The 23,038-nt window shown below is 58.3% G+C and carries 19 protein-coding genes; 13 read left to right on the forward strand and 6 right to left on the reverse strand.

The genetic code is table 11. The features are described from left to right. Nucleotides 1–60: 60 nt before the first annotated feature. From ACN082_RS02910 to ACN082_RS02920, 3 genes are all read right to left on the reverse strand, one after another. Nucleotides 61–1,533, reverse strand: coding sequence for a sugar transferase (locus ACN082_RS02910; protein WP_419099335.1), 1,473 nt, complete (start codon nucleotides 1,531–1,533; stop codon nucleotides 61–63). A 240-nt stretch (nucleotides 1,534–1,773) separates the two neighbouring features. Then, nucleotides 1,774–2,550: a phosphatase gene (locus ACN082_RS02915; RefSeq protein ID WP_419099336.1), complete on the reverse strand. Its 777-nt coding sequence runs from the start codon at nucleotides 2,548–2,550 to the stop codon at nucleotides 1,774–1,776. A gap of 9 nt (nucleotides 2,551–2,559) precedes the next feature. Next, a complete protein-coding gene (locus ACN082_RS02920; protein WP_419099337.1) occupies nucleotides 2,560–3,777 on the reverse strand; it encodes a glycosyltransferase in 1,218 nt (405 codons plus the stop codon). Between the two features lie 137 nt (nucleotides 3,778–3,914). Here ACN082_RS02920 and alr point away from each other — a divergent pair, with 137 nt between their 5' ends. The 5 genes from alr to tsaD are packed head-to-tail and all read left to right on the forward strand — an operon-like array spanning nucleotide 3,915 to nucleotide 8,166. Then, entirely contained in the window at nucleotides 3,915–5,165 is a 1,251-nt protein-coding gene (alr, locus tag ACN082_RS02925) for an alanine racemase (protein ID WP_419099338.1), read from the forward strand. Nucleotides 5,166–5,191: 26 nt separating this feature from the next. After that, nucleotides 5,192–5,788 (forward strand): tRNA (adenosine(37)-N6)-threonylcarbamoyltransferase complex ATPase subunit type 1 TsaE, encoded by a 597-nt coding sequence (gene tsaE, locus ACN082_RS02930; RefSeq protein ID WP_419099339.1) that lies wholly within the window; start codon nucleotides 5,192–5,194, stop codon nucleotides 5,786–5,788. A 4-nt stretch (nucleotides 5,789–5,792) separates the two neighbouring features. Further along, entirely contained in the window at nucleotides 5,793–6,473 is a 681-nt protein-coding gene (tsaB, locus tag ACN082_RS02935; RefSeq protein ID WP_419099340.1) for a tRNA (adenosine(37)-N6)-threonylcarbamoyltransferase complex dimerization subunit type 1 TsaB, read from the forward strand. Further along, nucleotides 6,470–7,006 carry a ribosomal protein S18-alanine N-acetyltransferase gene (gene rimI, locus ACN082_RS02940; RefSeq protein ID WP_419099341.1) on the forward strand — a complete coding sequence of 179 codons (537 nt, stop codon included), beginning with the start codon at nucleotides 6,470–6,472 and terminating at the stop codon, nucleotides 7,004–7,006. Before tsaB ends, rimI begins: the two co-directional genes overlap by 4 nt. A 59-nt stretch (nucleotides 7,007–7,065) precedes the next feature. Next, nucleotides 7,066–8,166, forward strand: a complete 1,101-nt coding sequence (gene tsaD / locus ACN082_RS02945) for a tRNA (adenosine(37)-N6)-threonylcarbamoyltransferase complex transferase subunit TsaD (protein WP_419099342.1) — start codon at nucleotides 7,066–7,068, stop codon at nucleotides 8,164–8,166. A gap of 11 nt (nucleotides 8,167–8,177) precedes the next feature. Here the strand turns inward: tsaD and ACN082_RS02950 are convergent, their stop codons facing one another. From ACN082_RS02950 to ACN082_RS02960, 3 genes are all read right to left on the reverse strand, one after another. After that, the gene (locus tag ACN082_RS02950) at nucleotides 8,178–9,317 is read right to left on the reverse strand and encodes a glutamate--cysteine ligase (RefSeq protein WP_419099343.1); all 1,140 of its coding nucleotides are present in this window, start codon (nucleotides 9,315–9,317) and stop codon (nucleotides 8,178–8,180) included. 212 nt (nucleotides 9,318–9,529) lie between these two features. Further along, nucleotides 9,530–10,849, reverse strand: coding sequence for a THUMP-like domain-containing protein (locus tag ACN082_RS02955; RefSeq protein ID WP_419099344.1), 1,320 nt, complete (start codon nucleotides 10,847–10,849; stop codon nucleotides 9,530–9,532). Further along, the gene (locus ACN082_RS02960; protein ID WP_419099345.1) at nucleotides 10,842–12,053 is read right to left on the reverse strand and encodes an MFS transporter; all 1,212 of its coding nucleotides are present in this window, start codon (nucleotides 12,051–12,053) and stop codon (nucleotides 10,842–10,844) included. Before ACN082_RS02960 ends, ACN082_RS02955 begins: the two co-directional genes overlap by 8 nt. Before the next feature lie 238 nt (nucleotides 12,054–12,291). On the opposite strand from ACN082_RS02960, the gene groES reads away from it, so the two are divergent. The 8 genes from groES (at nucleotide 12,292) to guaA (ending at nucleotide 22,954) form a co-directional block, all read left to right on the forward strand. Then, nucleotides 12,292–12,582: a co-chaperone GroES gene (gene groES, locus ACN082_RS02965; RefSeq protein ID WP_419099346.1), complete on the forward strand. Its 291-nt coding sequence runs from the start codon at nucleotides 12,292–12,294 to the stop codon at nucleotides 12,580–12,582. Nucleotides 12,583–12,636: 54 nt separating this feature from the next. Beyond that, nucleotides 12,637–14,232, forward strand: a complete 1,596-nt coding sequence (groL, locus tag ACN082_RS02970) for a chaperonin GroEL (protein ID WP_419099347.1) — start codon at nucleotides 12,637–12,639, stop codon at nucleotides 14,230–14,232. A 213-nt stretch (nucleotides 14,233–14,445) separates the two neighbouring features. Beyond that, on the forward strand, nucleotides 14,446–16,587 hold the full coding sequence (locus ACN082_RS02975) for an acyltransferase family protein (RefSeq protein ID WP_419099348.1): 2,142 nt from the start codon (nucleotides 14,446–14,448) through the stop codon (nucleotides 16,585–16,587). 199 nt (nucleotides 16,588–16,786) lie between these two features. Next, entirely contained in the window at nucleotides 16,787–18,304 is a 1,518-nt protein-coding gene (gene guaB / locus ACN082_RS02980) for an IMP dehydrogenase (RefSeq protein ID WP_419099349.1), read from the forward strand. A gap of 88 nt (nucleotides 18,305–18,392) precedes the next feature. Then, a complete protein-coding gene (locus tag ACN082_RS02985; RefSeq protein ID WP_419099350.1) occupies nucleotides 18,393–19,520 on the forward strand; it encodes a GuaB3 family IMP dehydrogenase-related protein in 1,128 nt (375 codons plus the stop codon). An 83-nt stretch (nucleotides 19,521–19,603) separates the two neighbouring features. Next, nucleotides 19,604–20,551 (forward strand): SURF1 family cytochrome oxidase biogenesis protein, encoded by a 948-nt coding sequence (locus tag ACN082_RS02990; protein ID WP_419099351.1) that lies wholly within the window; start codon nucleotides 19,604–19,606, stop codon nucleotides 20,549–20,551. A gap of 91 nt (nucleotides 20,552–20,642) precedes the next feature. Then, a complete protein-coding gene (locus ACN082_RS02995) occupies nucleotides 20,643–21,194 on the forward strand; it encodes a DUF3817 domain-containing protein (protein ID WP_419099352.1) in 552 nt (183 codons plus the stop codon). A gap of 167 nt (nucleotides 21,195–21,361) precedes the next feature. Then, on the forward strand, nucleotides 21,362–22,954 hold the full coding sequence (guaA, locus tag ACN082_RS03000) for a glutamine-hydrolyzing GMP synthase (RefSeq protein WP_419099353.1): 1,593 nt from the start codon (nucleotides 21,362–21,364) through the stop codon (nucleotides 22,952–22,954). Nucleotides 22,955–23,038 lie beyond the last annotated feature (84 nt).

Raw genomic sequence — 23,038 nt, forward strand, 5'->3', positions numbered from 1 at the left:
AGATGCGCCCCGTAGCAGAAATACACGGGGCGCATTGGTTCAGACCAGAGAACAGGGCTTCTAGTATGCGCCCTCCTTGGCAAAAACAGCTCGGACGGTGCGGAATAGAATCACGAAGTCACCAATAACAGACCAGTTCTCAACGTAGTAGAGATCAAGCCGAATGGACTCTTCCCAGGAGAGGTTAGAACGGCCAGAAACCTGCCACAGACCCGTGATACCTGGCTTAACCAGTAGCCGACGGTAGGCGTCCTCCTCATACTGCTCAACCTCAGCGGGCAGCGGTGGGCGAGGACCGACCAGCGACATATCGCCGATGAGCACGTTCCAGAGCTGGGGGAGCTCATCGATAGAGTACTTGCGAATGAACTTACCGATCTTGGTGATGCGGGGGTCATCGGCCATCTTAAAGAGCACACCGTTTCCCTCGTTCTTATCGATGAGTTGATCTTTGAGCTCTTCAGCATTGGGAACCATAGAACGGAACTTAATCATGTGAAAGCTGGTTCCCTTGATGCCCACGCGCTCCTGCAGGAAGAAAATCGGTCCGCCGTCGGACTTCACGAGCAGGGCAATGGAGACAAGCAGAGGGGCTAAGACAATCAAGCCGAAAGCCGAAGCAAAAACGTCAATACTCCTTTTAACAATTGCCTTTGCCCCGTCGATCCTGGGAGTGTGGACGTGGATGAGCGGAACCCCGTTCAGCGGCTGGGTATGGATACGGGGGCCTGCTATATCGGTCAGGGCCGGAGCCATAATGAGCGCTACATGAGCGGCCGCTAGAGCCCAGCCCAGTCGCCTAAGCTCGGTAGGGTTCAGGCCGTGCCCGGTTGATACTGCTACGGCATGGATATTATTGTCACGCACCACCTGTAAGACCTCTGCAGGGTCGGGCGAATAGCCAAGAACAGGTAGGTTCTCGTCATCTAAACGGGTCCCAGGACTCAGGCGTGGAAGGTAGGCCGCAACAGGACTTAAGCCTGAGGTTCTTGCGCCTTCTAAGGTCTTGAGGAGGTGATTGCCAGAGGCGACATCCCCAATAATCATGACTCGGGACAAGGCCCTACCCCGGTTGCGCCAATGAACCAGCCAGCGACGGACGCTCCACCGGGCACAGAGAAGAAGTAAGAGGCCAATAGGATAGGCCAAGATAACGTAGGTGCGGGCAAAATCTATTTTGGTCAGGTAAGAAAAAATCGCAATGAGTGCAAAGAAATAGCTGGTAGCCTTTGTCACTAAGCGATATTCGTCGTTGCCCTGGCCCAGGTAACGGATGTTGCGGCTATTGGCCACAGACAGGGCAAGAAACCAGATAATCCCAAACACTACGCCGGTTGCAATATAGCCCCAGGGCAGTTCCTTACGCCCCATAACCCCGGAATTAGCAAAACCAAAACTTGCGACATGTGCTATCGCAAAGGTGATTGAAATAGCCACAATATCTGCTAGATAAAGGGCGATTCGAATTTTTGGATGCCAGGTACGGCGGTTTCTGGTTTCTTCCCACCGTGCCTCGATGCGCTGATCATTCACTATTGCGATATCCCCTAAAGTGTTGGCTGTACCCGGTGCGAGCGGTGGTACAAGCCTGTGCGACTGGATTCTTAATACTATCAGGATGAACTAATAAGGGGATCGCTCAAAGAGGCAGAACCCTCACAGCTTCTCGGTGAGAAGCAGATGATATCCCCCACAGGTTCTCGGATTTCCCTTTTTATAGTCTAAGACAGCCCGGAAGAAATTTTTAGGGAGTTTCAGCACATGGCAGGCAATTTATCGGTCCAGACCGGCAGTGCTTAAGATGAAGTCAATGACCGGTTCATAAAGATGCGGAAGGACATTGTCATCCATAGGTACAGCTACCAGGATCTGCCCTTGCTCGGCAGAGACAAACAGGCCAGGATCGTTGCAGTCGGCGATACCAATAGTGGGTAGACCTGCCGATGCCGCATAGCCAGCCATACCGTGATCGGCTACAACAAGTTGGGGGAGAGTCCCCAGCTTTTCCAACTGGGTCAAAGCCAACTGCATGGGGCCGGGAAAATGGGTGTGCTGTAGATTGCCGTACTGCTGGAACATAACCACATCAAAGATTTGGCGGATATCCCCGTCAAGGAAAGAATCGCCTTCATCAATATCCAGGACTGTTGCACCGTGAGCGCGTGCCGCCTGAGCCATAGCAACATAGATGGGGAAAAGGCCAGCGGGGTGACCTGTCGCAAAAAGAATAGACTGCTTCTCTCTAACGGCCTGCCCAAAGATACGGGCATAGACGGTGAGCGCGTCAATGCAGAGCTCTGCGCTGATGGTGTCCTGGCCCTCAGTATGGGCGGGGTCTGGGCTGGTGCCTACCCGGCGGGCCATCAGCGCAAAGACGTCCTGGTAGGTCCAATCGCGCGTCCAGCTGACTCCGAAGTCCAGGTGCTCGTTGCCATCCACAAAACCCTGGAAATGGGACAGGTTGTTTTCGCGCGGAGTTGCGACCTGCCCGGTAATGCGAGCCTGGTTCAGGTAGGTGGAAAACTCTGAGCGACTCATGTTAAATGCCACGGTGAATCCTTAGGGTTGTGCTAGTGAAAGCTGACGGTAGATGCGGTCAAGGGCGCGGGCTGTCTGCTCCCAGGTCATGCGGCCTGCCCGCGCTGCGCCCGCTGCCCCTAAGCCCAGGCGGAAATCGGGGTTCCGCACCAATGATTCTATCGCCTGCGCCCAGGCGTGAGGGGTTCGCTCGGTAACCAGGATACCTGTAAGACCATCGGCGACAGCCTCTACTAGTCCGTCTACTTTGCTGGCGATTACCGCAGTTCCGCAAGCCTGAGCTTCAAGGGCCACCAGACCAAAGGTCTCAGAGGACGAAGGGCAGGCAACGATATCGGCCCTGCGGAAGACATCAGCCAGCTCAACCGCTGACACCGAAGAGCCAAGCGTGACAGCCTGGCCCAGACCCAGCTGGTGCGCTCGCTCCAATAAGTCCTGCTCGTAGGTGCCTCCCGACCTGCCCATAATATCGAGACTGACCTGCAAATCCTCAGGGAGAAGGGCAAGAGCTTCCACCAAGAGATGAGGGCCTTTGAGGGGCTGGGGGCGGCCAGCAAAGACCAGGTGAGCGGTGGTGTCGCTCCCGGTGTTCAAGGCTGATACCCGAGTAGACGGGTAGAAAATAGAAGTATCGACACCGGGGTTAATCACGCAGAGCCTGTCATCGGTTGCACCATAGTAGCGGCGCATCTGGTCAGCCTCAAACTTGGTATTGACCACCAGCGTCGCGGCTTCTTCTACTAGTTGCTTCTCGCCCTCCCACCGCTCGGCAGGTTCGGGAGACTCGCCCTCACCCAGCCGGGCATTTTTAGCCGCGGCGGTGGTGTGCATGGTCTGAACCAGGGGTATATGAGGGTAAGCCTCACGCGCGGCCAGCCCAGAAAGCCAATAGTGGCCGTGAAGAACACTGGGCTCACGGGTAGCTTTTTCACGTACTGCACGAGCAAAATCGGGGATAAAAGCCGGAAGATCAGCCTTGGCAAGACCAACCGCACGGGGAAGAACCAGACTGTGAACCTGCGCCCGCTCACCTAGAGTATCTGTGCCAGAGGGGCCACCATCGGTACGAAGGGTAAAGACCTCCACCGTGAGCGCGGGGTCAAGAGCTAAGAGCGCTCGCAGAGAACGGTCAATATAAACATTCATACCACCGGCATCCCCCCTGCCAGGCTGGGCTAGGGGGGAGGTATGCATGGAAAAGACATGCAGATGCAGAGAATCTGAGGGTTGCTGTGCCACCCTACCTACTGTACCTGAGCACTCACCCGCACCGATGGCCCAGCCCTCAGATCTGCCACCCACCGGACGCTGGCGGCCCGCGTGGTTTATGGTAGGAATATAAACCCTCACACCTTGGCTCAGAGCAGGAGCAAAGCATGACCCTTGAAAGCGCCTACCGCCAGTACGGCTATGTACCCACCGACGCGCCCGGTGATGCTGAACGCCTAGCCATCATTGACCTGGATGCGGTGGAACACAACGTGCGCCGTATCAAAGAAATCATCGGGGACCGCGACCTCATTGCCGTGATTAAGGCTGATGCCTACGGGCACGGTGCAGTGGATGTTTCCCGCTCAGCCTTGGCCGCCGGTGCCGACTACCTGGGGGTGGTTCACCTTAAAGAAGCCCACGCCCTGAGGCAGGCGGGAATTGATGCGCCGCTCATTGCCTGGCTCCACACTCCCCGAACGAACTTTGAACAGGCTCTGGCCGACGGAATCCAGCTCGGAGTCTCTAGCCGCTGGGAGCTGGAAAAAATTGCCCTGGCCCACCGCGCCAGAGGCCAAGAACAGCCCGTGCCTGTTCACCTTAAAGTGGATACGGGGCTGGGGCGTAACGGCGTCACCCTGCAGGAGCTACCTGCGCTGGCAGGCTATGCCAGGGAGCTTGAAAAAGCCGGGCTTATTAGCGTCTACGGACTCTTTTCGCACCTAGCGGTTGCCGATGAGCCTCAGCGCCCTGAAACCGCCGACCAGTCGGAAGCCTTTGACCGGGCCCTTGCGATTGTGCAGGCCGCGGGGCTTGAACCCCGGCTCCGTCACCTGGCTAATACCCCAGCAACGCTTACCGCCCCTGAGAAGGAAAACCCCGGCAGCCTGCTTCGAGATGCTGTACGCGTTGGGCTGGGCCTTTACGGCCTCTCGCCTCTGGACGGTCACAGCCCCGAAGATCTGGGCCTCAAACCGGTCATGCACTTACAAACCTTCATTAACGTGGTCAAAGAAGTGCCTGCCGGTCAGGGCGTCTCCTACGGGCTGAACTACATCACCGATCAACCCACCACCCTGGCCCTCATACCGGTGGGTTACGCAGACGGTGTGCCTCGGGTCGCCACCGGTGGTCCGGTACGTATCTACCCTGCCGGTCAGGCCGCCCGCACCTACCGGGAAGTCGGACGAATTGCCATGGACCAGATGGTAGTAGATTTGGGCGCTCCCGGCCTCGCAGACCCCGCCGCAGGCTACCTGGGCGCTCCCGCCGTCCTTTTTGGTACCGGGCAGAATCCTGCTGTCACTGAGTGGGCCCAGGCTGCCGGAACCATCAACTACGAAATTGTCACCCGCATCTCCCCTCGTATCCAGCGGGTGAGCATTGGCGGTTCATGGCGGACCGCACCCCAGAAATAAGACCCCGCAAGCCTACGAAAGTAACCATGAGTAAGCCCCTCCTGCTTGACCTTGAAATCACCGGTCCCGAACATACCCGTGCGCTGGCTCTAGCTCTAGCCCCCTACCTCCACGCCGGCGATGTGCTCATTCTGACCGGCGAGCTAGGCGCAGGTAAAACCACCTTTACCCGCTCGCTCGGTGAGGGCCTAGGAGTACGCCAAGGCGTCATCTCACCCACCTTTGTGCTCTCACGAGTCCACCCCAACCTGCCCAATGGACCCCGCCCCGGCGGGCCCGACCTGGTGCATGTGGATGCCTACCGACTGGCCTCAGCCGAAGAACTCGATGACCTGGACCTGGAATACTCCCTAGATACCTCCGTGACCGTTATTGAGTGGGGCAGAGATAAGGCAGAGCACCTGAGCGAGAACCTGCTGGACCTAGAGTTTTCACGGGTCACCGGGGCAGACCTGGCAGAGACCGACCCCTACCAGCTATACGCCCCCGGCCAAGAAACGGAGCGCGAGGATGAGGACGGGCACCCCGAACCGCGCCGCCTTCGTCTGCTGGGGACCGGGCTCCGCTGGGAGGCCACCTGGAAGCAGCTCACAGACACCCTCACCTCAGTGGGGCTAGACTAGGGGAGTGCTTTTACTCGCTCTTGATTCATCTGCAACCGCCTCTGTAGCCCTGGGCTCCTATCAGGGCGGTACCCTGACCGTCCTGGCTCACCGGGCTACCACCGATACCCGCTCACACGCTGAGGTCATGTCGCCCTTCGTGGAGCAGGTTCTGGCTGAAGCCGGCTACCGGGGAAGAGACCTGGATGCCCTGATCACAGGTACCGGCCCCGGCCCCTTCACTGGTTTGCGCGCCGGTATCGTTACGGCCCGCACGCTGGCTTTTGCCTGGGATAAGCCCCTCTATGGCCTGATGAGCTTGCAGGCTCTGGCAGAAGCTGCTGCGGATACCGCCCGCGCCCGGGGGCACCAGAAGTTCTTGGTTGCTAGCGATGCCCGCCGCCGTGAGGTCTACACCGCCGTCTACGAGCTGACCGGCACCGGCTATACCCTGCTGGATGGTCCCACCGTGGGCTCTGCTTCGCAGGCTCCCCACTTACCTTCCTACGGTTTTGGTGCTGGCCTCTACCCTCAGGACCTTGAGAGACAGGAGGGCTTTGAAAGCCTCCAGCCCGATGCCCCTAGCTTACTTGCTGCCGCCTGCCGCTTAGGAATGGAGAACCTGAGCCAGGACACCTCTGCGCTCTACCTGCGTGAATCCGATGCCAAGGTTCCTCTTGCTCGCAAGAAGGCGCTGGGCTCATGAGTCTAGCTGCCCTGCCCACCGGTCTAGCGGGCGGAGTTACCGCCCGGCCCATGACCCTGCACGATGTCCCTGCCGTTCACACCCTAGAGCTTGCGCTTTTCCCCGCCGATGCCTGGCCCCTGGACATGTTTCTGGCTGAAATCACCCACCCCAGCCGGGCCTACATCCTGCTTGAAGCTCCGGCCAGTGATACCGGCCCTGCCCAGGTCATTGGCTACGCCGGGTGCATGAGCGTAGCCGACACCGCCGATGTGCAGACCATCGCCGTGCTACCAGCCTGCCAAGGGCTCGGATACGGGCGGGCCATGCTGGACTACCTGGCCAGGGAAGCCAGCGCCCGAGGAGCCGAAAAAATCATGCTCGAAGTACGAGCCGATAACCCCCGCGCCCAGGACCTCTACCGACGCAACGGCTACCAGCACATTCACACGCGCCGCCGCTACTACCGCGACGGGGTCCATGCTCTAATTATGAGCAAAGAGCTCCCGCCTGCGATCGAAGCAGACCCCGCAGATAGTCCGGCCTCCGCCTAGCCCCGCACCCGGCCAGGCCTCATCCCGGCCCTTAGAAACCTCAGCAAAGAAGACTAACCATGACAGACCAGCCCCTTGTCCTTGGCATTGAATCATCCTGCGACGAAACCGGCATCGGTATCGTACGGGGCCAGACCCTGCTGACCAACACCGTGTCTTCGTCCATGAACGAGCACGTCCGCTTTGGTGGTGTGATCCCTGAGATTGCCTCCCGCGCCCACCTAGACGCCATGATTCCGGCCCTGCGCGCAGCCCTGGATGAAGCCGGGGTGACCCTGGACGAGATTGACGCTATCGCCGTGACGGCAGGCCCTGGCCTTGCCGGTGCCCTGATGGTGGGTGTCTCAGCGGCTAAAGCTCTGGCCACCGCTACAGGCAAGCCCCTCTACGGTATTAACCACCTGGTAGCCCACGTGGGAGTTGGCCTGCTCGATGACTGCGGCATTGAAGGTCACACCGCCGACTTTCTGGACGGTCTACCCCCCAGCGGGTTAGGTGCACTGCTCGTTTCCGGTGGTCATACCGAGATTCTGGCGGTCCGGGATATCACCGGCGATGTAGAACTGCTGGGGGCGACCCTCGATGATGCCGCCGGTGAAGCCTACGACAAGGTAGCCCGGCTGATGGGGCTGCCCTACCCCGGCGGGCCTGCCATTGACCGAGCCGCCGCCGGTGGCGATGGCACCGCCTTTGCCTTCCCCCGCGGCCTATCCACCCGCAAATTTATGGGAACAGCCCAAGAGCCCGGACCCCACCGCTACGACTTCTCCTTCTCCGGCCTCAAAACCGCTGTGGCCCGCGTGGTGGAAGGCTTTGAAGCTCGCGGTCAAGAAGTGCCCGTGGCCGATATTGCCTCCAGCTTCCAGGAAGCGGTGGTTGATGTGATCACTGGCAAGGCCATGCTAGCTTGTACCGAACGTGGGATTGATACCCTGCTTCTGGGTGGCGGTGTAGCGGCGAACTCACGCCTGCGCTCGCTGACTGCCCAGCGCTGTGCAGAGAACGGGGTTAAGCTGGTGATCCCTCAGCTGAGCCTGTGCACGGATAACGGGGCCATGGTCGCGGCTCTGGGTGCCCGGCTGGTATCGGAAGGGCGTGCGCCCTCCGGTCTTGATTTCACCGCTGATTCTTCGTTACCTGTTACCACTATTTCCCTCTAGGGTGCAGGGGCCTAGAGTCCTTCGGTAGCCTGAGCTACCAGGTCATCGACCACCGCGCGCAGGTCGCCCCGGTTCTCGTGCGCTACTCGGCGCTGACGCTGATAGCCAGCTCCCTCACGGCAGATACGCTCAATATCGGCCAGCTCAGCCTGACAACCCAGATCAGCGGCTATGCCCTCTAGCTTGTTGAGCAGGCCCAGGACGTCCTCGGTGATAGGGCGTTCTGCATTGGCGTTATCCACAATAACTACGGCATCGGTGCCGTATCGGGCTGCCCGCCACTTGTTTTCCTGGTGGTGCCAGGGCTTGAGCGGCTCAATGCGCCTACCTGCTTCAATCTGACGGGAGAACCACTCGACCAGGCACTGGGTAAAAGCGGTGAGCGCGGTGATATCGGCAATGGAGGCCAGCCCGTCGTAGGCCCGCATCTCAACGGTGCCGTACTTGGGTACCGGGCGGACATCCCACCTGTTCTCGCTGGGGTCATCAATCACGCCGGTGGCAACGAGATCTTCTAGGTAGTCTTCATAGTTTTCCCAGCTCTCAAAGGTAAAAGGTAGGCCTGAGGTAGGGAGCTGCTGGAAAATTTGGGATCGCTGGGAGGCGAAGCCGGTGTCTTCACCCTCCCAAAAGGGGGAGCTGGCTGAGAGCGCTAGGAGGTGGGGGTAAAAGTTGGTAAGCCCGTTGAGGACGGGTAGAGCTTTGGCTCGGGAATCTACACCGGTGTGGACGTGTACCCCGTAGATGATTTGGCGGCGGCCCCAGTATTGGGAGCGGTCAAGCACCCGCAGGTAGCGTTCTTTGCCCACTACCACCTGTTCTAAAGCCTGAGAGAAAGGGTGGGTTCCTGCGGAGAAAAAGGCTAGTCCGAGCCGGTCGGTAATTTCCTTGAGTTTTGCTGTTGCTTGGGCCAGCTGGTCGGCAGCTTCTGCGGGGGTGCGGCAGATGCCGGTCACAACTTCAACCGTGTTATTGAGGAATTCACCGGTAATGTGCGCGCCCGGCCCCGGCACTAGTAGGTCGGGGTTTTGCTCTTGAATCAGAGCCAGAACCTCATCAGCCCTACCCGCTAGTTCACGGCTAACGGGGTCAACCAGGGCAAGTTCCCATTCCACGCCAAGGGTGGACTGGGCTGAGGATGCAAACTGCATGGTGGTGCTCCTGGGGATGGGTGCTGTCGCTGATTCTATCTTAGGGCCAGTGGGCCCTCTCCATGAATTGGGTGTCACCGTGTGACGGGGGGCGGGTCGGGGGTGTTTCTTACTTTGTATTTGCCCGGTGCTGATCTTATCAACTGGCTTGGGGGCTGGTCTTTAAGGGTGTTGATGACAATAGCACCGGGCAGAGGAGAAGGCTCCTTGAGTCATCTCCCGCCCTTGGTCATCGGCACCTGTATAGGTTCAGCCCAGATTGCAAGCCGCTGAGAATCCAGCCCCTGACCCAGCCGGGTGAGAATGAGGGTTGCCTCCTTGCGAGCTTGCCCCTTTTTCTTTTTAGCACCGGCGAGGAGCTTGGCTCGAAGCTGTTCTGGAACGATATCTACCCCGCGTTTTTTGACGGTAAGGGCGGTGATGCCGTTTTCCTTGACCCAGCGTTTGAGGGCTTTCTCATGCAGGGGAAGTATCTGCCGGACTTCAAAGTACTGGGCGAGCGCGGTGGGTTCTAGAGTGTCTATGGTCAGGTAGGCGATTCGCTCGTCGATGAGGTGGGCGCCCAGTTTGTGCGCTAGGTCGGAGACAAGGTGGGACCGTACTACGGCTCCATCGGGTTCAGCCAGGTAGGTGGCTAGTTCACCGATGGTGGGTTCGTATTGGTGGGTGCCGGTGCTTTCGGGGGAGTCGAGAGCCGAGGTGATGTCTTCCAGAAGTTCTGGTTCTTGTGGGTTTTTGGAGAGTAGGCTGGCTGCTCTACGCACCCTCTTGCGGGCCAGGGCGTTGAACCAGAGCACTACTTCTACAACGGAGCCACCGTGGGATACCCATTCGGCTTCGCAGTTGGCGGGAATGTGTTCGTGGGGTAGGCCCGGGCCCATTTTGACGCCCATGGGGATGCCGGTTGCCGCCAGTTTTTCGATCAAGGAGAGGGGAGGGGAGAAGGCTTCGGGGTCAAAGAGTCGGGAGGTGGTTGCGCCATCCTCAACTTCGCGGCGGGCCGGGTCGAGCCAGAGCGCTTGAATCGCTTGACCGTTTGCGGTGGTGAGGGTCTGAACGTCAATGTTTTCGACATTGCCGACGAGCACCTGCGAGTTGGGGTAGTGGGCAAGATTGTGGGCTGTGAAAGCGGCGGTTGTGGGGTCTAGTTCTACGGCGGTGATGGCAAGGCCTGCGGCAGCAAAGGCTAGGGAATCAGCGCCGATGCCGCACCCTAAGTCGGCTACAGAGGTGATCCCTGCGTCCTTGAAACGTTGGGCGTGACCTTTAGCGACGGCGGCCCGGGTGGCCTGCTCGTAGCCTGCTTCGGTCAGGAGCATACTGTGGGCCTTATCCCCGAACTTATCTGCTCCCTGGGTGCGGAGCTTTGCCTGGGTGAGTATGGCTGAACTGTCTTCTGGGCTGAAGCCGCGTGAGCGCAGGGTGCTGGCTGCTGCCAGAGCGCGGTCGGTGGAGTAGGGGGTGAACTCGTCGATAGCGGCAAGCTGTTCGTGCGTGAATGGGTGGGCTGGGGCGGGGGTCAGGCTAGTCATTGCCTACCATTCTAGTGCCGGTGGGGAGTTTGGTGATGGGTTGGCTAGCGAGAGCCCACACCGCACCGGTAAGGCCGAGTCCGCCGATGAGGGTGCAGGCGGTAGGTAAGGAGAAGACCAGAAGCGTCCCGGAGATAGCCAGAGGCCCAGCTACTACTGCCGCCTGCGAGAACATGGCCCACTTACTGAGGAAGCGGGCACGCCCGGTGCTGGGGCTCAGGTCGGCTCCGATGGTCATGTTGATGCCTGCACCAAAGCCGTTTCCGATGGCCATGAGAATCAATCCCACAATAAACCCGCTATGGCTGGTTGCTAAGGGTGGAACGATGAAGCCTGCACCAAAGAAGGAAAGGCAGAGGGCTAGAACAGCGGAGCGGCCTACCCTGTCTTTGAGGTAGCCACCGGGGACCATCAGGACCATCTCAAGAGCAGAGCCTAAAGCAATGGCTAGAGCGATCTGGGCGTCGGACCAGCCGATGTGCAGGCCCCACAGGGCAACCACAATGGGCTGGGTAACGCGGCAGAGCGAAAGGGCAACTACCGCCAGGCCCGCGCACCAGACGGCTTTCCAACGCACTGCTAGCTCGGTGCTTTCCTCGGAACGGGCGGATTGAGCGGCTTGTGTTGCGCTGCCAAAGGCGCTGTTGAGTCTGCGAAGTTGCAGGCATAGTGTGGCTAGGACGACAGCGGTTAGGGCGAAGAGAAAAACTGACCAGAGCGGTAACCAGAGCAGAAGCAGGGACGAGACGAGAGGGCCAGCGAGTGAGCCTGCGCGTTGGGCACCACCCAGGGCAGTCATGGCCTTGCCCCGGTCACTTTCGGCAACGGTTTCGGCAAGGACTGATTGGCGGGCGAGGCCCCAGGCTACCTGCGAGGGAACCCGAGCGAGGTAGGCCAGAACGTAGAGGCCCAGGGCCCAAGGAGAGGGAAAGATCAGGATGAGGGCGCTGAGGAGGAAAGAAACAGCCGCGCTGGTGGTGGCGTAGGTCATGGCTCGTTTGTCGCCTACCCTGTCGATGGTACCGCCAACTGGCACGGTACAGAGTAGAGCAAAGACACCTGCAACCGCTACTAACGAGCTTGCTAAGGCGGGAGAAGCCCCGAGCCTGATCGTTGCCAGAATCTGAATGGGAACGATAGCACCTAGCCCCATTGAAAAGAGGACGGTAGGAACTAGAACGGGCCAGAAAATCAGTTTGAGCACGGGTACCTCCACATCACCAGAAAGTAGTCTATAACACACAAAAAGGTGCGCTGTGTGCGAAACCTGCGCCGTATCTTGCCCCCTGAGCCATTACCGGCCTAAAGTTTTAGTTAGCACTTGACCGCTTACAGTGCTAAAGATGCCCGGTAGGTAAGACCGCGACGATACCAGCACCGGGCGCTGCAGCACCGGTCACCCCATAATTTCTATTTTTAAGCCTTCTCATAAGGAGTACCTCGTGGCAAACATCAAGCCCCTCGAAGACCGCATTGTCGTCCAGATCGTCGAAGCAGAGCAGACCACCGCATCCGGCCTGGTTATTCCCGACACCGCCAAGGAAAAGCCCCAGGAAGCCAAGGTTATCGCTGTAGGCCCCGGCCGCATCGACGACAAGGGCAACCGCATCCCCGTAGATGTAGCAGAAGGCGACCTTGTCATCTTCTCCAAGTACGGCGGTACCGAAGTTAAGTTCGGTGGCGCTGAATACCTGATCCTCTCAGCCCGCGACGTTCTGGCTGTTGTCTCCTAAGTTCTAGCGGAACCCACCACGCCCGTTAGTACCCAAAGAAAGAAGTAAGGATTCATGGCAAAACAGCTTGAATTCAACGATGAGGCGCGTAAGCACCTACAGGCCGGTGTTGATAAACTGGCCAACGCTGTCAAGGTAACCCTGGGCCCCCGCGGCCGTAACGTGGTTCTTGATAAGCAGTGGGGCGCGCCCATCATCACCAACGACGGTGTCTCCATTGCCCGCGAAATCGAGCTGGAGGACCCCTACGAGAACCTCGGCGCTCAGCTGGCTAAAGAGGTAGCAACCCGCACCAACGACGTTGCTGGTGACGGCACCACCACCGCAACCGTTCTGGCTCAGGCACTGGTTGCCGAAGGCTTGCGGAACGTTGCCGCTGGTGCCGCCCCCGGTGAGATTAAGCGGGGAATTGAGCAGGCAGCCAAGCTGGTTGCTGAGCGCCTTCTGGCGAATGCCCGCGAAGTTAAGGGCGAAGAAGTGGCTCACGTTGCCGCTATCTCTGCCCAGTCACCTCAAATTGGTCAACTGCTGTCCGAGGCTTTCTCTAAGGTCGGCCAGGATGGCGTTATCACCATTGAAGACGGCTCAACCACCGAGATTGAGCTTGAGGTCACCGAAGGCATGCAGTTCGATAAGGGCTACCTGTCACCCTCCTTCGTGACCGACCCCGAGCGTGCCGAAGCTGTCTTGGAAAACACCGCTATTCTGCTCTACCAGGGCAAGATCTCAACCGTTGCCGAGATTATGCCCGTCCTGGAAAAGATTGTTCAGGCCAAGAAGCCGCTGACTATCATTGCCGAGGACGTGGACGGTGAAGCCCTCTCCACCCTGGTGGTCAATAAGCTCCGCGGCAACCTGGATGTTGTGGCCCTCAAAGCTCCTGGCTTTGGCGATCGCCGCAAGGCAATCTTCCAGGACCTTGCCGTTCTGACCGGTGCTACTGTCATCACCGGTGAACTGGGTATCTCCCTGGACGCTGTCACCCTGGAACAGCTCGGTTCAGCGCGACGCGTAACAGTTACCAAGAACAACACTACCATCGTTGACGGCGGTGGCACCTCCGAGGCTGTTGCTGACCGCGTCGCCCAGATTCGCAGTGAAATTGAGCGCGTGGACTCCGAATGGGACCGCGAAAAGCTCAAGGAGCGCCTGGCCAAGCTGGCCGGCGGTGTTGGCGTTATTAAGGTAGGTGCGGCAACTGAGGTCGAAGCCAAGGAGCGCAAGCACCGCATCGAGGACGCTGTGTCATCCACTCGCGCAGCTCTTGAAGAGGGCATCGTAGCCGGTGGCGGTACCGCCCTTGTTCACGCGCTTGCTGCCCTGGATGGCGTCAAGCTCGACTCTCAGGAGGCTCAGGTCGGTATCGACATTGTGCGCCGTGCCCTGGTTCAGCCTCTACGCTGGATTGCTGAGAACGCAGGCCAGGATGGCTACGTCGTTGTCTCTCGCGTCGCTGAGTTGCCCATCGGTCACGGCTTTAACGCCGCAACCGGCGAGTATGAGGATCTCATCGCTCGCGGTGTCATTGACCCCGTCAAGGTAACCCGTTCAGCACTAGAAAATGCAGCCTCCATTGCTGCGCTGGTTCTGACCACCGAGACCCTGGTCGTTGAGAAGCCCGCTGAGGACGAGAACGAACAGGCTCAATAAAATAGCTGTCCGTTAGGTATACCAGCCGCCTCAAGTTCTGCCCGCTATGGTGACCAACACCGTAGCGGGCAGAACTATTTGTATTAACAAAACACCTGAAAGTGGCGGTAGGATGCAAGAGCTAGAAAGATTGGACCTGGCTAGCAGGTCGCAGGCCAGAGCACCAGTAGGCTGAAAGGAGGAAGCCCACAGCACTACGCGGCGCTAGAAGCTATGAATGATTCTCAACTCCGCCAGCACCGGGCGCCCTCTACCGGAACCATACGAACCGTCACCCTCCAGGCAGAACGAGCCTGGCGCCCCGAAATTCAGGGGCTGCGGGCACTGGCTCTGCTCCTGGTGGCCGCCTACCACCTGTGGTTTGGGCGGGTATCAGGTGGCGTGGATGTCTTCCTGCTTATCTCTGCATTTTTGCTAACTGGCTCGTTCACCCGAAAGCTGGAAGAGGGTAAAATCCTTGAGCCGGGGAGCTGGTGGGGCGCTAAAACTCTGCTGGCCTACTGGGTTCATGTCTTTAAACGCCTGCTTCCACTTGCTTCTATTACGGTTCTGCTGACCCTTCTGGGCACCTATTTTTTTATTCCGGCTGAGCGTTGGCTACCCATTATTGATGAAGCTAAATCTGTGGTCCTCTACCAGCACAACTACTGGTCAATCGAGAACGCCGTGGACTACTATGCGGCGGATTCATCGCAGGCTTCACCCTTCCGGCATTTCTGGTCGCTCTCAGTCCAAGGGCAAATGTATGTGCTCTGGCCGCTGATTTTCCTGCTCCTTGCCCTGCCCCTGGGTAAGCGCCGACGCTGGGCGCGCTGGCTGTTGACCCTTGCTTTCGGCTTGATTTTTGCCCTGTCGCTGTCCTATTCCATTGACGAGACTGCCGCCCACCAGACCACCGCCTACTTTAATACCCAGGCCCGGCTGTGGGAGTTTGCGCTGGGATCCCTGGTCGCGCTCTGGCTACCTGCGCTCAAACTGCCCCGGCACTTGCGCGCTCTGATGGGGTGGGTAGGTCTTGCGGGCTTGGTGAGTTGTGGGTTTGTACTCGATGTGAACGGTACATTCCCCGGCTATGTTGCGCTCTGGCCTACCCTCTGTGCGGCTCTGGTGATCATGGCGGGGGATACCGGCACGCTCTGGGGCCCCGAAAAGCTACTTACCTGGCGCCCCCTCTTGGCTTTGGGCGGTTTCTCCTATGCCCTGTACCTGGTGCACTGGCCAATCCTCATTTTCTACCTCTCCCAGACCAAAGAGGCCAAGGCTGGCTTCGTCGCGGGACTGGTTCTCCTCCTCATTTCTGGTTTACTAGCTTGGGCCTTGACTAAAGCCGTCGAGCAGCCGCTTCGGGACTGGGCATGGCCCAACCGTTCCATCGTCGCCGGGTTTGTCACAGCTACCCTCTTTGCGGGCCTGGCTCTGGCTCCCTCCTACGCATGGACCTCATCCATCTACCGGCAGGCGGTAGCCGCTGAAGAACACCGGGCAACGAATAACGTCGGGGCCGCTATGCTGGACTCCACTTACGAGTACACAGGGGACGAGGACGCCACCGTAATCCCTATTCGGGCCGTGCTGGATGCCGACTGGGCTGATTTAGGCCCCTCCTGCACCGAGGCCGCACCCGAACTGGACCTACCCGAATACCTGGAGCGGGACTGCAACTTCGTGGTGCAGACACCCAATCCCACCGGGACGGTGGTTGCCTGGGGCAACTCCCACACCCAGATGTGGATTACGGCCCTGCGCCCCCTGGCAGCGGAAGAGGGCTGGAACTTGATTGCCCTGACCCGCCCCGGTTGCTTCCTGGGGCAAGAAGATAACGAGGCCTACTCCAACGGCTTTGAATGCCAAGAATGGGCCGAAGAAAGCTCCAACTACATACAGCAACTACACCCGGATATCGTCATACTCCAGGGCACCAAATCGGAGGCAGAACTGCCCGATACCGTCCTTGCCAATGCTGAACAGCGTATAGATGAGCTAACCCATTCGGATATCAGAGTTATCGGGGTTCGTGACACGCCCCGCATGGAAACCATGCACAAGGACTGCCTTGACTCCTTTGGCACATTCGATGAGTGCACCATGGATCCAGGCCAGGACGTATTCGAGAGCCCTTTAACCGCGTTGGAAGGGCGTTACCCAGGGTTTGCGGCTCTCAACCTTTCAGACTTGGTCTGCCCCAACAACGAATGTCCTGCCAGTATCGGTAACATCTATACCTACTTTGACTATGACCACCTCACCGCTACCTATATAGAAACTCTGGGCCCCTACTTTGACCCTCGCCTCTTGGAGGCTGTGCATCGTGCTGATCAAAGCGCACAGACTGCCGCAGATGATTCAGCTTTCTAAGATGAGCTGACCGGATATACCTAGAGCGGGAATGGGTGGGCTAGTCTGGTAGCTATGGGCTTTGAGGCTTCCTACCTGCCGGTGCAGAGCTGTTGCAAGGGGCCGGGGCGTCCGCTCGCACAAGCCAGCCAAGCAGACTAAGATTAAAGATAGTGTCGCCCGCGCTAGATGACCCCCTTCGAAAGGTAGCAACCCCTCCATGACCACTCCTACTGCTCTGAGCGAAGACCCCTTCGGCTTTACCGGACTTACCTACGACGACGTTCTCCTGCTACCTGGCAACACCGATGTCATTCCCTCCGAAGCAGATACCACAACGCGCCTAACCCGCCGTATCTCTATCGGTTCACCCATTATTTCTGCGGCCATGGACACCGTCACCGAAGCTAACCTGGCAATTGCTATGGCTCGCATGGGTGGCATGGGCGTTATCCACCGTAACCTTTCAATCCAGGATCAGGCCGACCACGTGGACCGCGTCAAGCGGAGCGAATCGGGCATGATTACCAACCCCGTGACCGTCGGCCCCGATGCCACTATTGCTGAACTTGATGCGCTCTGCGGGCACTACAAGGTCTCGGGTCTTCCCGTGGTGGATGATTCCGGTGTTCTGGTCGGTATTATCACCAACCGCGACATCCGTTACCTACCCGAGTCCACCTTTGAGACCACCAAGGTCCGTGACATCATGACCAAGATGCCCCTGATTACGGGTCATGAGGGCATGAGCAAGGACGAAGCCTTTGGCCTGCTGGCAAGTAACAAAATCGAGAAACTGCCCCTGATTGACGAAGCAGGTAAGCTCACCGGTCTGATTACGGTCAAGGACTTCACCAAGAGCGAGCAGTACCCCCGAGCCACTAAGGACGAGGACGGTCGCCTGCGCGTCGGTGCCGCTATCGGATTCTTTGGTGATGGCTACGAGCGCGCCATGACCCTGATCGAAGCCGGTGTTGACGCCCTGTTCGTGGATACCGCCAACGGTCACTCCCAGGGCGTACTCGACATGATTGCCCGCCTCAAGAAAGACAGCGCAGCCGCCCACGTTGATGTTGTGGGTGGCCAGGCCGCTACACGGGCCGGTGCCCAGGCCATTATCGATGCCGGGGCCGATGCCGTGAAGGTGGGCGTTGGCCCCGGTTCTATCTGCACCACCCGCATTATCGCCGGCGTTGGTGTGCCCCAGATTACCGCTATCAATGAATCGGCTAAAGCCGCTATCCCTGCCGGTGTTCCGCTGATCGCGGACGGCGGTATGCAGCACTCCGGTGAAATTGGTAAGGCCCTGGTCGCAGGTGCTGACTCCGTGATGCTTGGCTCCCTGCTGGCCGGTACCGCAGAATCACCCGGCGACCTAATTTTTGTCAACGGCAAGCAGTTCAAGGCCTACCGTGGCATGGGCTCACTGGGGGCAATGCAGTCCCGCGGGGGTAAGAAGTCTTTCTCTAAGGACCGCTACTTCCAGGCCGATGTGTCCTCAGAGGAGAAGCTGATTCCCGAGGGAATCGAAGGTCAGGTGCCCTACCGTGGCCCCCTGTCCTCTGTACTGCACCAGCTCGAAGGCGGCCTGCGCCAGACCATGTTCTATGTGGGTGCCCACACTATCGACGAACTCAAGCACAAGGGCCAGTTTGTGCGGATCACTTCGGCAGGTCTGAAGGAATCACACCCGCACGACATCATGATGACGGTAGAAGCCCCCAACTACCGCCGCTAAGCGCAGATTGTTAGCACCGCCTGCCCCTAGAATTGGGCGGGCCTGAGCAGAAAGCCACCAACCGGCTAGACCGGTGAAAGGAAAAGCTATGAACGACATCCAAATTGGTATGTCCAAGCGTGCTCGCCGCACCTACTCGCTCGATGAAATTGCCCTGGTTCCTACCCGCAGGACCCGGGATACCAACGATGTGAACGTCACCTGGCAGATTGATGCCTTCGCGTTCGAGACCCCCATCATCGGTGCTCCTATGGACTCGGTGATGTCACCGGCTACCGCTATCGCTCTGGGTAAGCTCGGTGGCCTGGGTGTTCTTAACCTGGAAGGGTTATGGACTCGTTATGAGGATCCCCAGCCCCTACTCGATGAAATCACTGCACTGGATGCAGAGGATGCCCCAGCCGCGACCCGCCGCATGCAGCAGATATATTCGGAACCCATTAAGGCTGAGCTGATAACGGCTCGCCTTGCTGAGATTCGTGAGTCCGGTGTCATTGTGGCAGGTTCGCTGACCCCGCAGAACACCCAGGAGTTCTATGAGACTGTGGTGAAAGCTGGTGTTGATATCTTTGTGATTCGCGGTGCAGCTGTTTCTGCCCAGCACGTTTCGACTAGCCGTGAGCCTCTGGACCTCAAAAAGTTTATTTACGAGCTCGATGTCCCTGTGATGGTGGGCGGTGTAACCGGTTATACCCCCGCCATGCACCTGATGCGCACCGGTGCCGCTGGTGTCCTGGTTGGCTTTGGGGGCGGTGCGGCCCTCACTACCCGCCGGGGCCTGGGTATCCAGGCCGCTATGGCAACTGCTATCTCCGATGTAGCAGCCGCCCGCTCGGACTACCTGGACGAATCGGGTGGCCGCTACGTCCATGTGATCGCTGACGGTTCACTAGGCCGCTCCGGTGATATGGTCAAGGCTCTGGCTATGGGGGCCGATGCTGTCATGATTGGTGCGCCTCTGGCTCGTGCCCTTGAGGCCCCTGGTGCCGGCTGGTACTGGGGTAACGAAGCCCATTCCAAAGATTTCCCGCGCGGTGTACGCACCTACCAGGGTACCGTGGGAACCCTCAAGGAGGTTCTCTACGGCCCCTCGGCTCACACCGACGGTAGTTCTAACCTGGTAGGTGCCCTCAAACGGGCGCTGGCTACCTGCGGGTACACCGACCTGAAATCTTTCCAGCGTATCGATGTGAATTTCACCCCCTACGTCAAGTAGCGTCGACGGCCTCGCTCTTGCTGCTCACATGCAGGGGAGCGGGGCCTGCGCGCTGTCACCCATGTTTGTAAGAGGTCTCTGAGTTGCTGAAAACTGCCCTAACCCCACGCTGGTTGCTGGGCTTGCTCCTGGTGCTGGCTCTGTCCAGCGGCTTTGTCATGCTCAGTAAGTGGCAGCTTAACTCATCGACCATGGGGCAGCTTACCGCTGACCCGGCCAAGGATAGGGTAGGCCCCTACACCGAAGTTCTCCAACCACACAGTGCTCAGCTCGCTAGCACTGTAGATACTGTAGTTGAAGCGCGAGGTACCTATACTCCAGGCTCCTCCTACCTGGTAGAAAACAGGCTTAAAGATGGTGTCCAAGGCTACTGGGTAATTGCTCTATTCACCCCGGAAGATAGCCAGAACGTGGAAACCAGTATGGGATCTAGCCCCCGGGGTATCGCTGTGGTGCGCGGCTGGTCTAAGGAGCCCCTTGTGCCTCCGGAACCTCAAGGGCCGGTGACGGTAGCCGGTCGTATCGTGGCTAATGACCCACCGGTCAATAGTAACCAGAGACACTCCCAGCTTGAGAACAAGGACCGTTTACTGGGGTCAGCCAGCCCTGCCTACCTCACGAATGTGTGGAACGCCCCGCTCTATGACGGAATCCTGACCCTTGATTCTGAGAGCACAGAGGGGACACCGCTGGCTGATGACGGAACCATAGCTATAAACGCCACCATCATCGGGCAGACCGATAACTTCCTGCCGGTGCGGGCGCCTCAGGTCACCGATGAGAATGTTGACTGGCTCAACATCTTCTACGCCCTAGAATGGCTGGTTTTTGCTGGGTTTGCGCTGTATCTGTGGTATCGCATGCTTAAGGACGCCGTTGAAAAGAAAAATGATCCGGCTCTCTACTTCGAGTATGAGGGGGAGTACTGGGTAGACGAAGAAACCGGCCGCCCCTACTACTACGACCCGGCGGATAAGACCTACTATTATTTCGATGAGGTCCAATCAACTAATAATACCGAGTCACACTAAGATTTCTCAGACAAATAAGGCCTCTGCCAGCTTAACCCTAATCCGGTAACTGGCGCAGAAGAACGAATTAACCCACGAAAGAGGGAACAAGGTGACTGAAGAACCTACCCACCGCCCGGTCAATCGGACCGATGGCAAGAAAGTAACCCTAGCAGAGGGCAAAGCTGAGGCAAATGCACGCGGTGGTTTTACCGTTCGCAAGAAGTTTGGCGGAACGGAGGCCCAGATTCGTGGTGCTCTCACCTTCTATAAGTGGTGCGCCTGGATATCGGGTATCTTCTTGTTGCTGCTGGTTGCTGAGATGATTACGCGTTACATCGTTGGTTATGACCTTATTGCGGGCGGAAGGGATGCGCAGACCGGGCAGAGCCTTGCCCTGGGCTGGCTGAATAGGGAAACCGGTAACCTGCACGGCGGTGTAAATATTTCCACCTGGGTTCTGATCGTTCACGGCTGGTTTTACGTCATTTATCTGATTTCTTGTTTCCGTCTTTGGCTGCTGATGCGCTGGGCATTGCCGCAGATGATTGTGATGGCCTTAGGTGGCGTGGTCCCCTTCCTTTCCTTCATTGTTGAGCACAAGATTCATGCGGAAACCCTCGCTCTGCTCGATTCCAACCCGCAGGCAACTAAACGGTATTAGCCCGGTAGCTACTGTAACTGTTGACAGGTTGGGGGGATGCCTGCCAGCCAGACCCCAATCTGCTTTAGAATAAGACCTATGGAATTCCCTGGGACCGGGTCTTTCGGTTGCCGCTGAGCGTGTACCGTCTATCTGGTCCAAACCCACAACCGAAAAGGTAAACATCTGTGACTACTCACACCCCCAACGAGGAGCTGGATCAGCGCCCGGTATTGGTCGTTGATTATGGCGCCCAGTATGCGCAGCTGATCGCCCGCCGCGTGCGAGAAGCTGGTGTCTATTCGGAGCTGGTGCCTCACACCATGCCAACCGAGAAGATGCTTGCTAAGAACCCTGCAGCCATCATTCTTTCTGGTGGCCCCTCATCTGTTTATGAGGAAGGTGCACCCAAGGGTGACATTGCCCTCTTTGAAGCTGGCGTACCCGTATTTGGTATCTGCTATGGTTTCCAGGTCATGGCCCAGACGCTGGGTGGCAAGGTCGCCCAGACCGGTTTGCGTGAATATGGCGCAACCGACGCTGTCCTGTGCGCACAGAACTCTTCTTTCTTGACCGGTACCCCTGCCACCCAGAACGTGTGGATGAGCCACGGCGACTCTGTGGCTGAAGCCCCCGAAGGTTTTGAGGTTCTGGCTAAGACCCCGGGCGCGACTGTTGCCGCGTTTGTGGACGAGAAGCGTAAGCTCGGTGGCGTGCAGTGGCACCCCGAGGTTAAGCACTCTGACTACGGACAGCTTGCTCTTGAGAACTTCCTGTTTGAGGTTGCGGGTCTGGAGAAGTCCTGGTCAACCGGCAACATCATTGATGAGCAGGTTGTCAAGATCCGGGAGCAGGTAGGCGATGACCAGGTTATCTGTGCTCTGTCTGGCGGCGTTGATTCCTCTGTTGCGGCCGCTCTGGTTCACAAGGCTGTGGGTGATCAGTTGACCTGTTTCTTTATCGACCACGGTCTGCTCCGTGAGGGTGAGCGTGAGCAGGTGGAGCAGGATTACGCCTCCACCATGGGTATCAAGGTTGTAACTATTGATGAGTCTGAGCGGTTCCTTGGTGCCTTGGCAGGTATCACTGAGCCTGAGGCTAAGCGTAAGGCTATTGGCCGCGAGTTTATCCGGTCCTTTGAGGCTGCTCAGCGCAAGCTGATTGAAGAGGCTGGCGCTGAGGGCGGGGACATCAAGTTCTTGGTGCAGGGCACCCTTTACCCCGATGTGGTGGAGTCCGGTGGCGGCGAGGGCGCGGCGAATATCAAGTCGCATCACAATGTGGGTGGCCTCCCCGATGATTTGCAGTTTGAGCTGGTTGAGCCTCTGCGTACGCTGTTCAAGGATGAGGTTCGTGCTATTGGCCGCGAGCTGGGTGTTCCCGAGAAGATTGTTGCGCGTCAGCCTTTCCCCGGCCCCGGTTTGGGTATCCGTGTGATTGGTGAGGTGAACAAGCATAACCTGGATATTCTGCGTGCGGCCGATGCGATCGTGCGTCAAGAGCTGACCGCTGCGGGTATGGACGAGCAGATTTGGCAGTGCCCTGTGGTTCTGTTGGCTGATGTGCGTTCTGTGGGTGTGCAGGGTGATGGCCGTACTTATGGCCATCCGATTGTGTTGCGCCCGGTGTCATCTGAGGACGCTATGACCGCAGATTGGTCACGTTTGCCCTATGACCTGTTGGCCAAGATTTCTAACCGGATTACTAATGAGGTGGCTGAGGTCAATCGAGTGGTTCTGGATGTGACTTCAAAGCCTCCGGGAACAATTGAGTGGGAATAAATCAATTTTTCGCCCAAGGGTGGAAATAAAAATTGATTTATTCCGAGGCCATTGCGTAGCGGGCCTCGGGAGAGCCGCACGAGC

The sequence above is a fragment of the Rothia sp. CCM 9417 genome (genome assembly GCF_048513575.1).
Taxonomy (GTDB): Bacteria; Actinomycetota; Actinomycetes; order Actinomycetales; family Micrococcaceae; genus Rothia.

Bases quoted from the DNA above. Each gene is read 5' to 3' on its own strand.
- alr (WP_419099338.1), top strand. From the start codon at position 3,915: ATGACCCTTGAAAGCGCCTACCGCCAGTACGGCTATGTACCCACCGAC.
- tsaE (WP_419099339.1), top strand. From the start codon at position 5,192: ATGAGTAAGCCCCTCCTGCTTGACCTTGAAATCACCGGTCCCGAACAT.
- rimI (WP_419099341.1), top strand. From the start codon at position 6,470: ATGAGTCTAGCTGCCCTGCCCACCGGTCTAGCGGGCGGAGTTACCGCC.
- tsaD (WP_419099342.1), top strand. From the start codon at position 7,066: ATGACAGACCAGCCCCTTGTCCTTGGCATTGAATCATCCTGCGACGAA.
- ACN082_RS02950 (WP_419099343.1), bottom strand. From the start codon at position 9,317: ATGCAGTTTGCATCCTCAGCCCAGTCCACCCTTGGCGTGGAATGGGAA.
- ACN082_RS02955 (WP_419099344.1), bottom strand. From the start codon at position 10,849: ATGACTAGCCTGACCCCCGCCCCAGCCCACCCATTCACGCACGAACAG.
- groL (WP_419099347.1), top strand. From the start codon at position 12,637: ATGGCAAAACAGCTTGAATTCAACGATGAGGCGCGTAAGCACCTACAG.
- ACN082_RS02975 (WP_419099348.1), top strand. From the start codon at position 14,446: ATGAATGATTCTCAACTCCGCCAGCACCGGGCGCCCTCTACCGGAACC.
- guaB (WP_419099349.1), top strand. From the start codon at position 16,787: ATGACCACTCCTACTGCTCTGAGCGAAGACCCCTTCGGCTTTACCGGA.
- ACN082_RS02985 (WP_419099350.1), top strand. From the start codon at position 18,393: ATGAACGACATCCAAATTGGTATGTCCAAGCGTGCTCGCCGCACCTAC.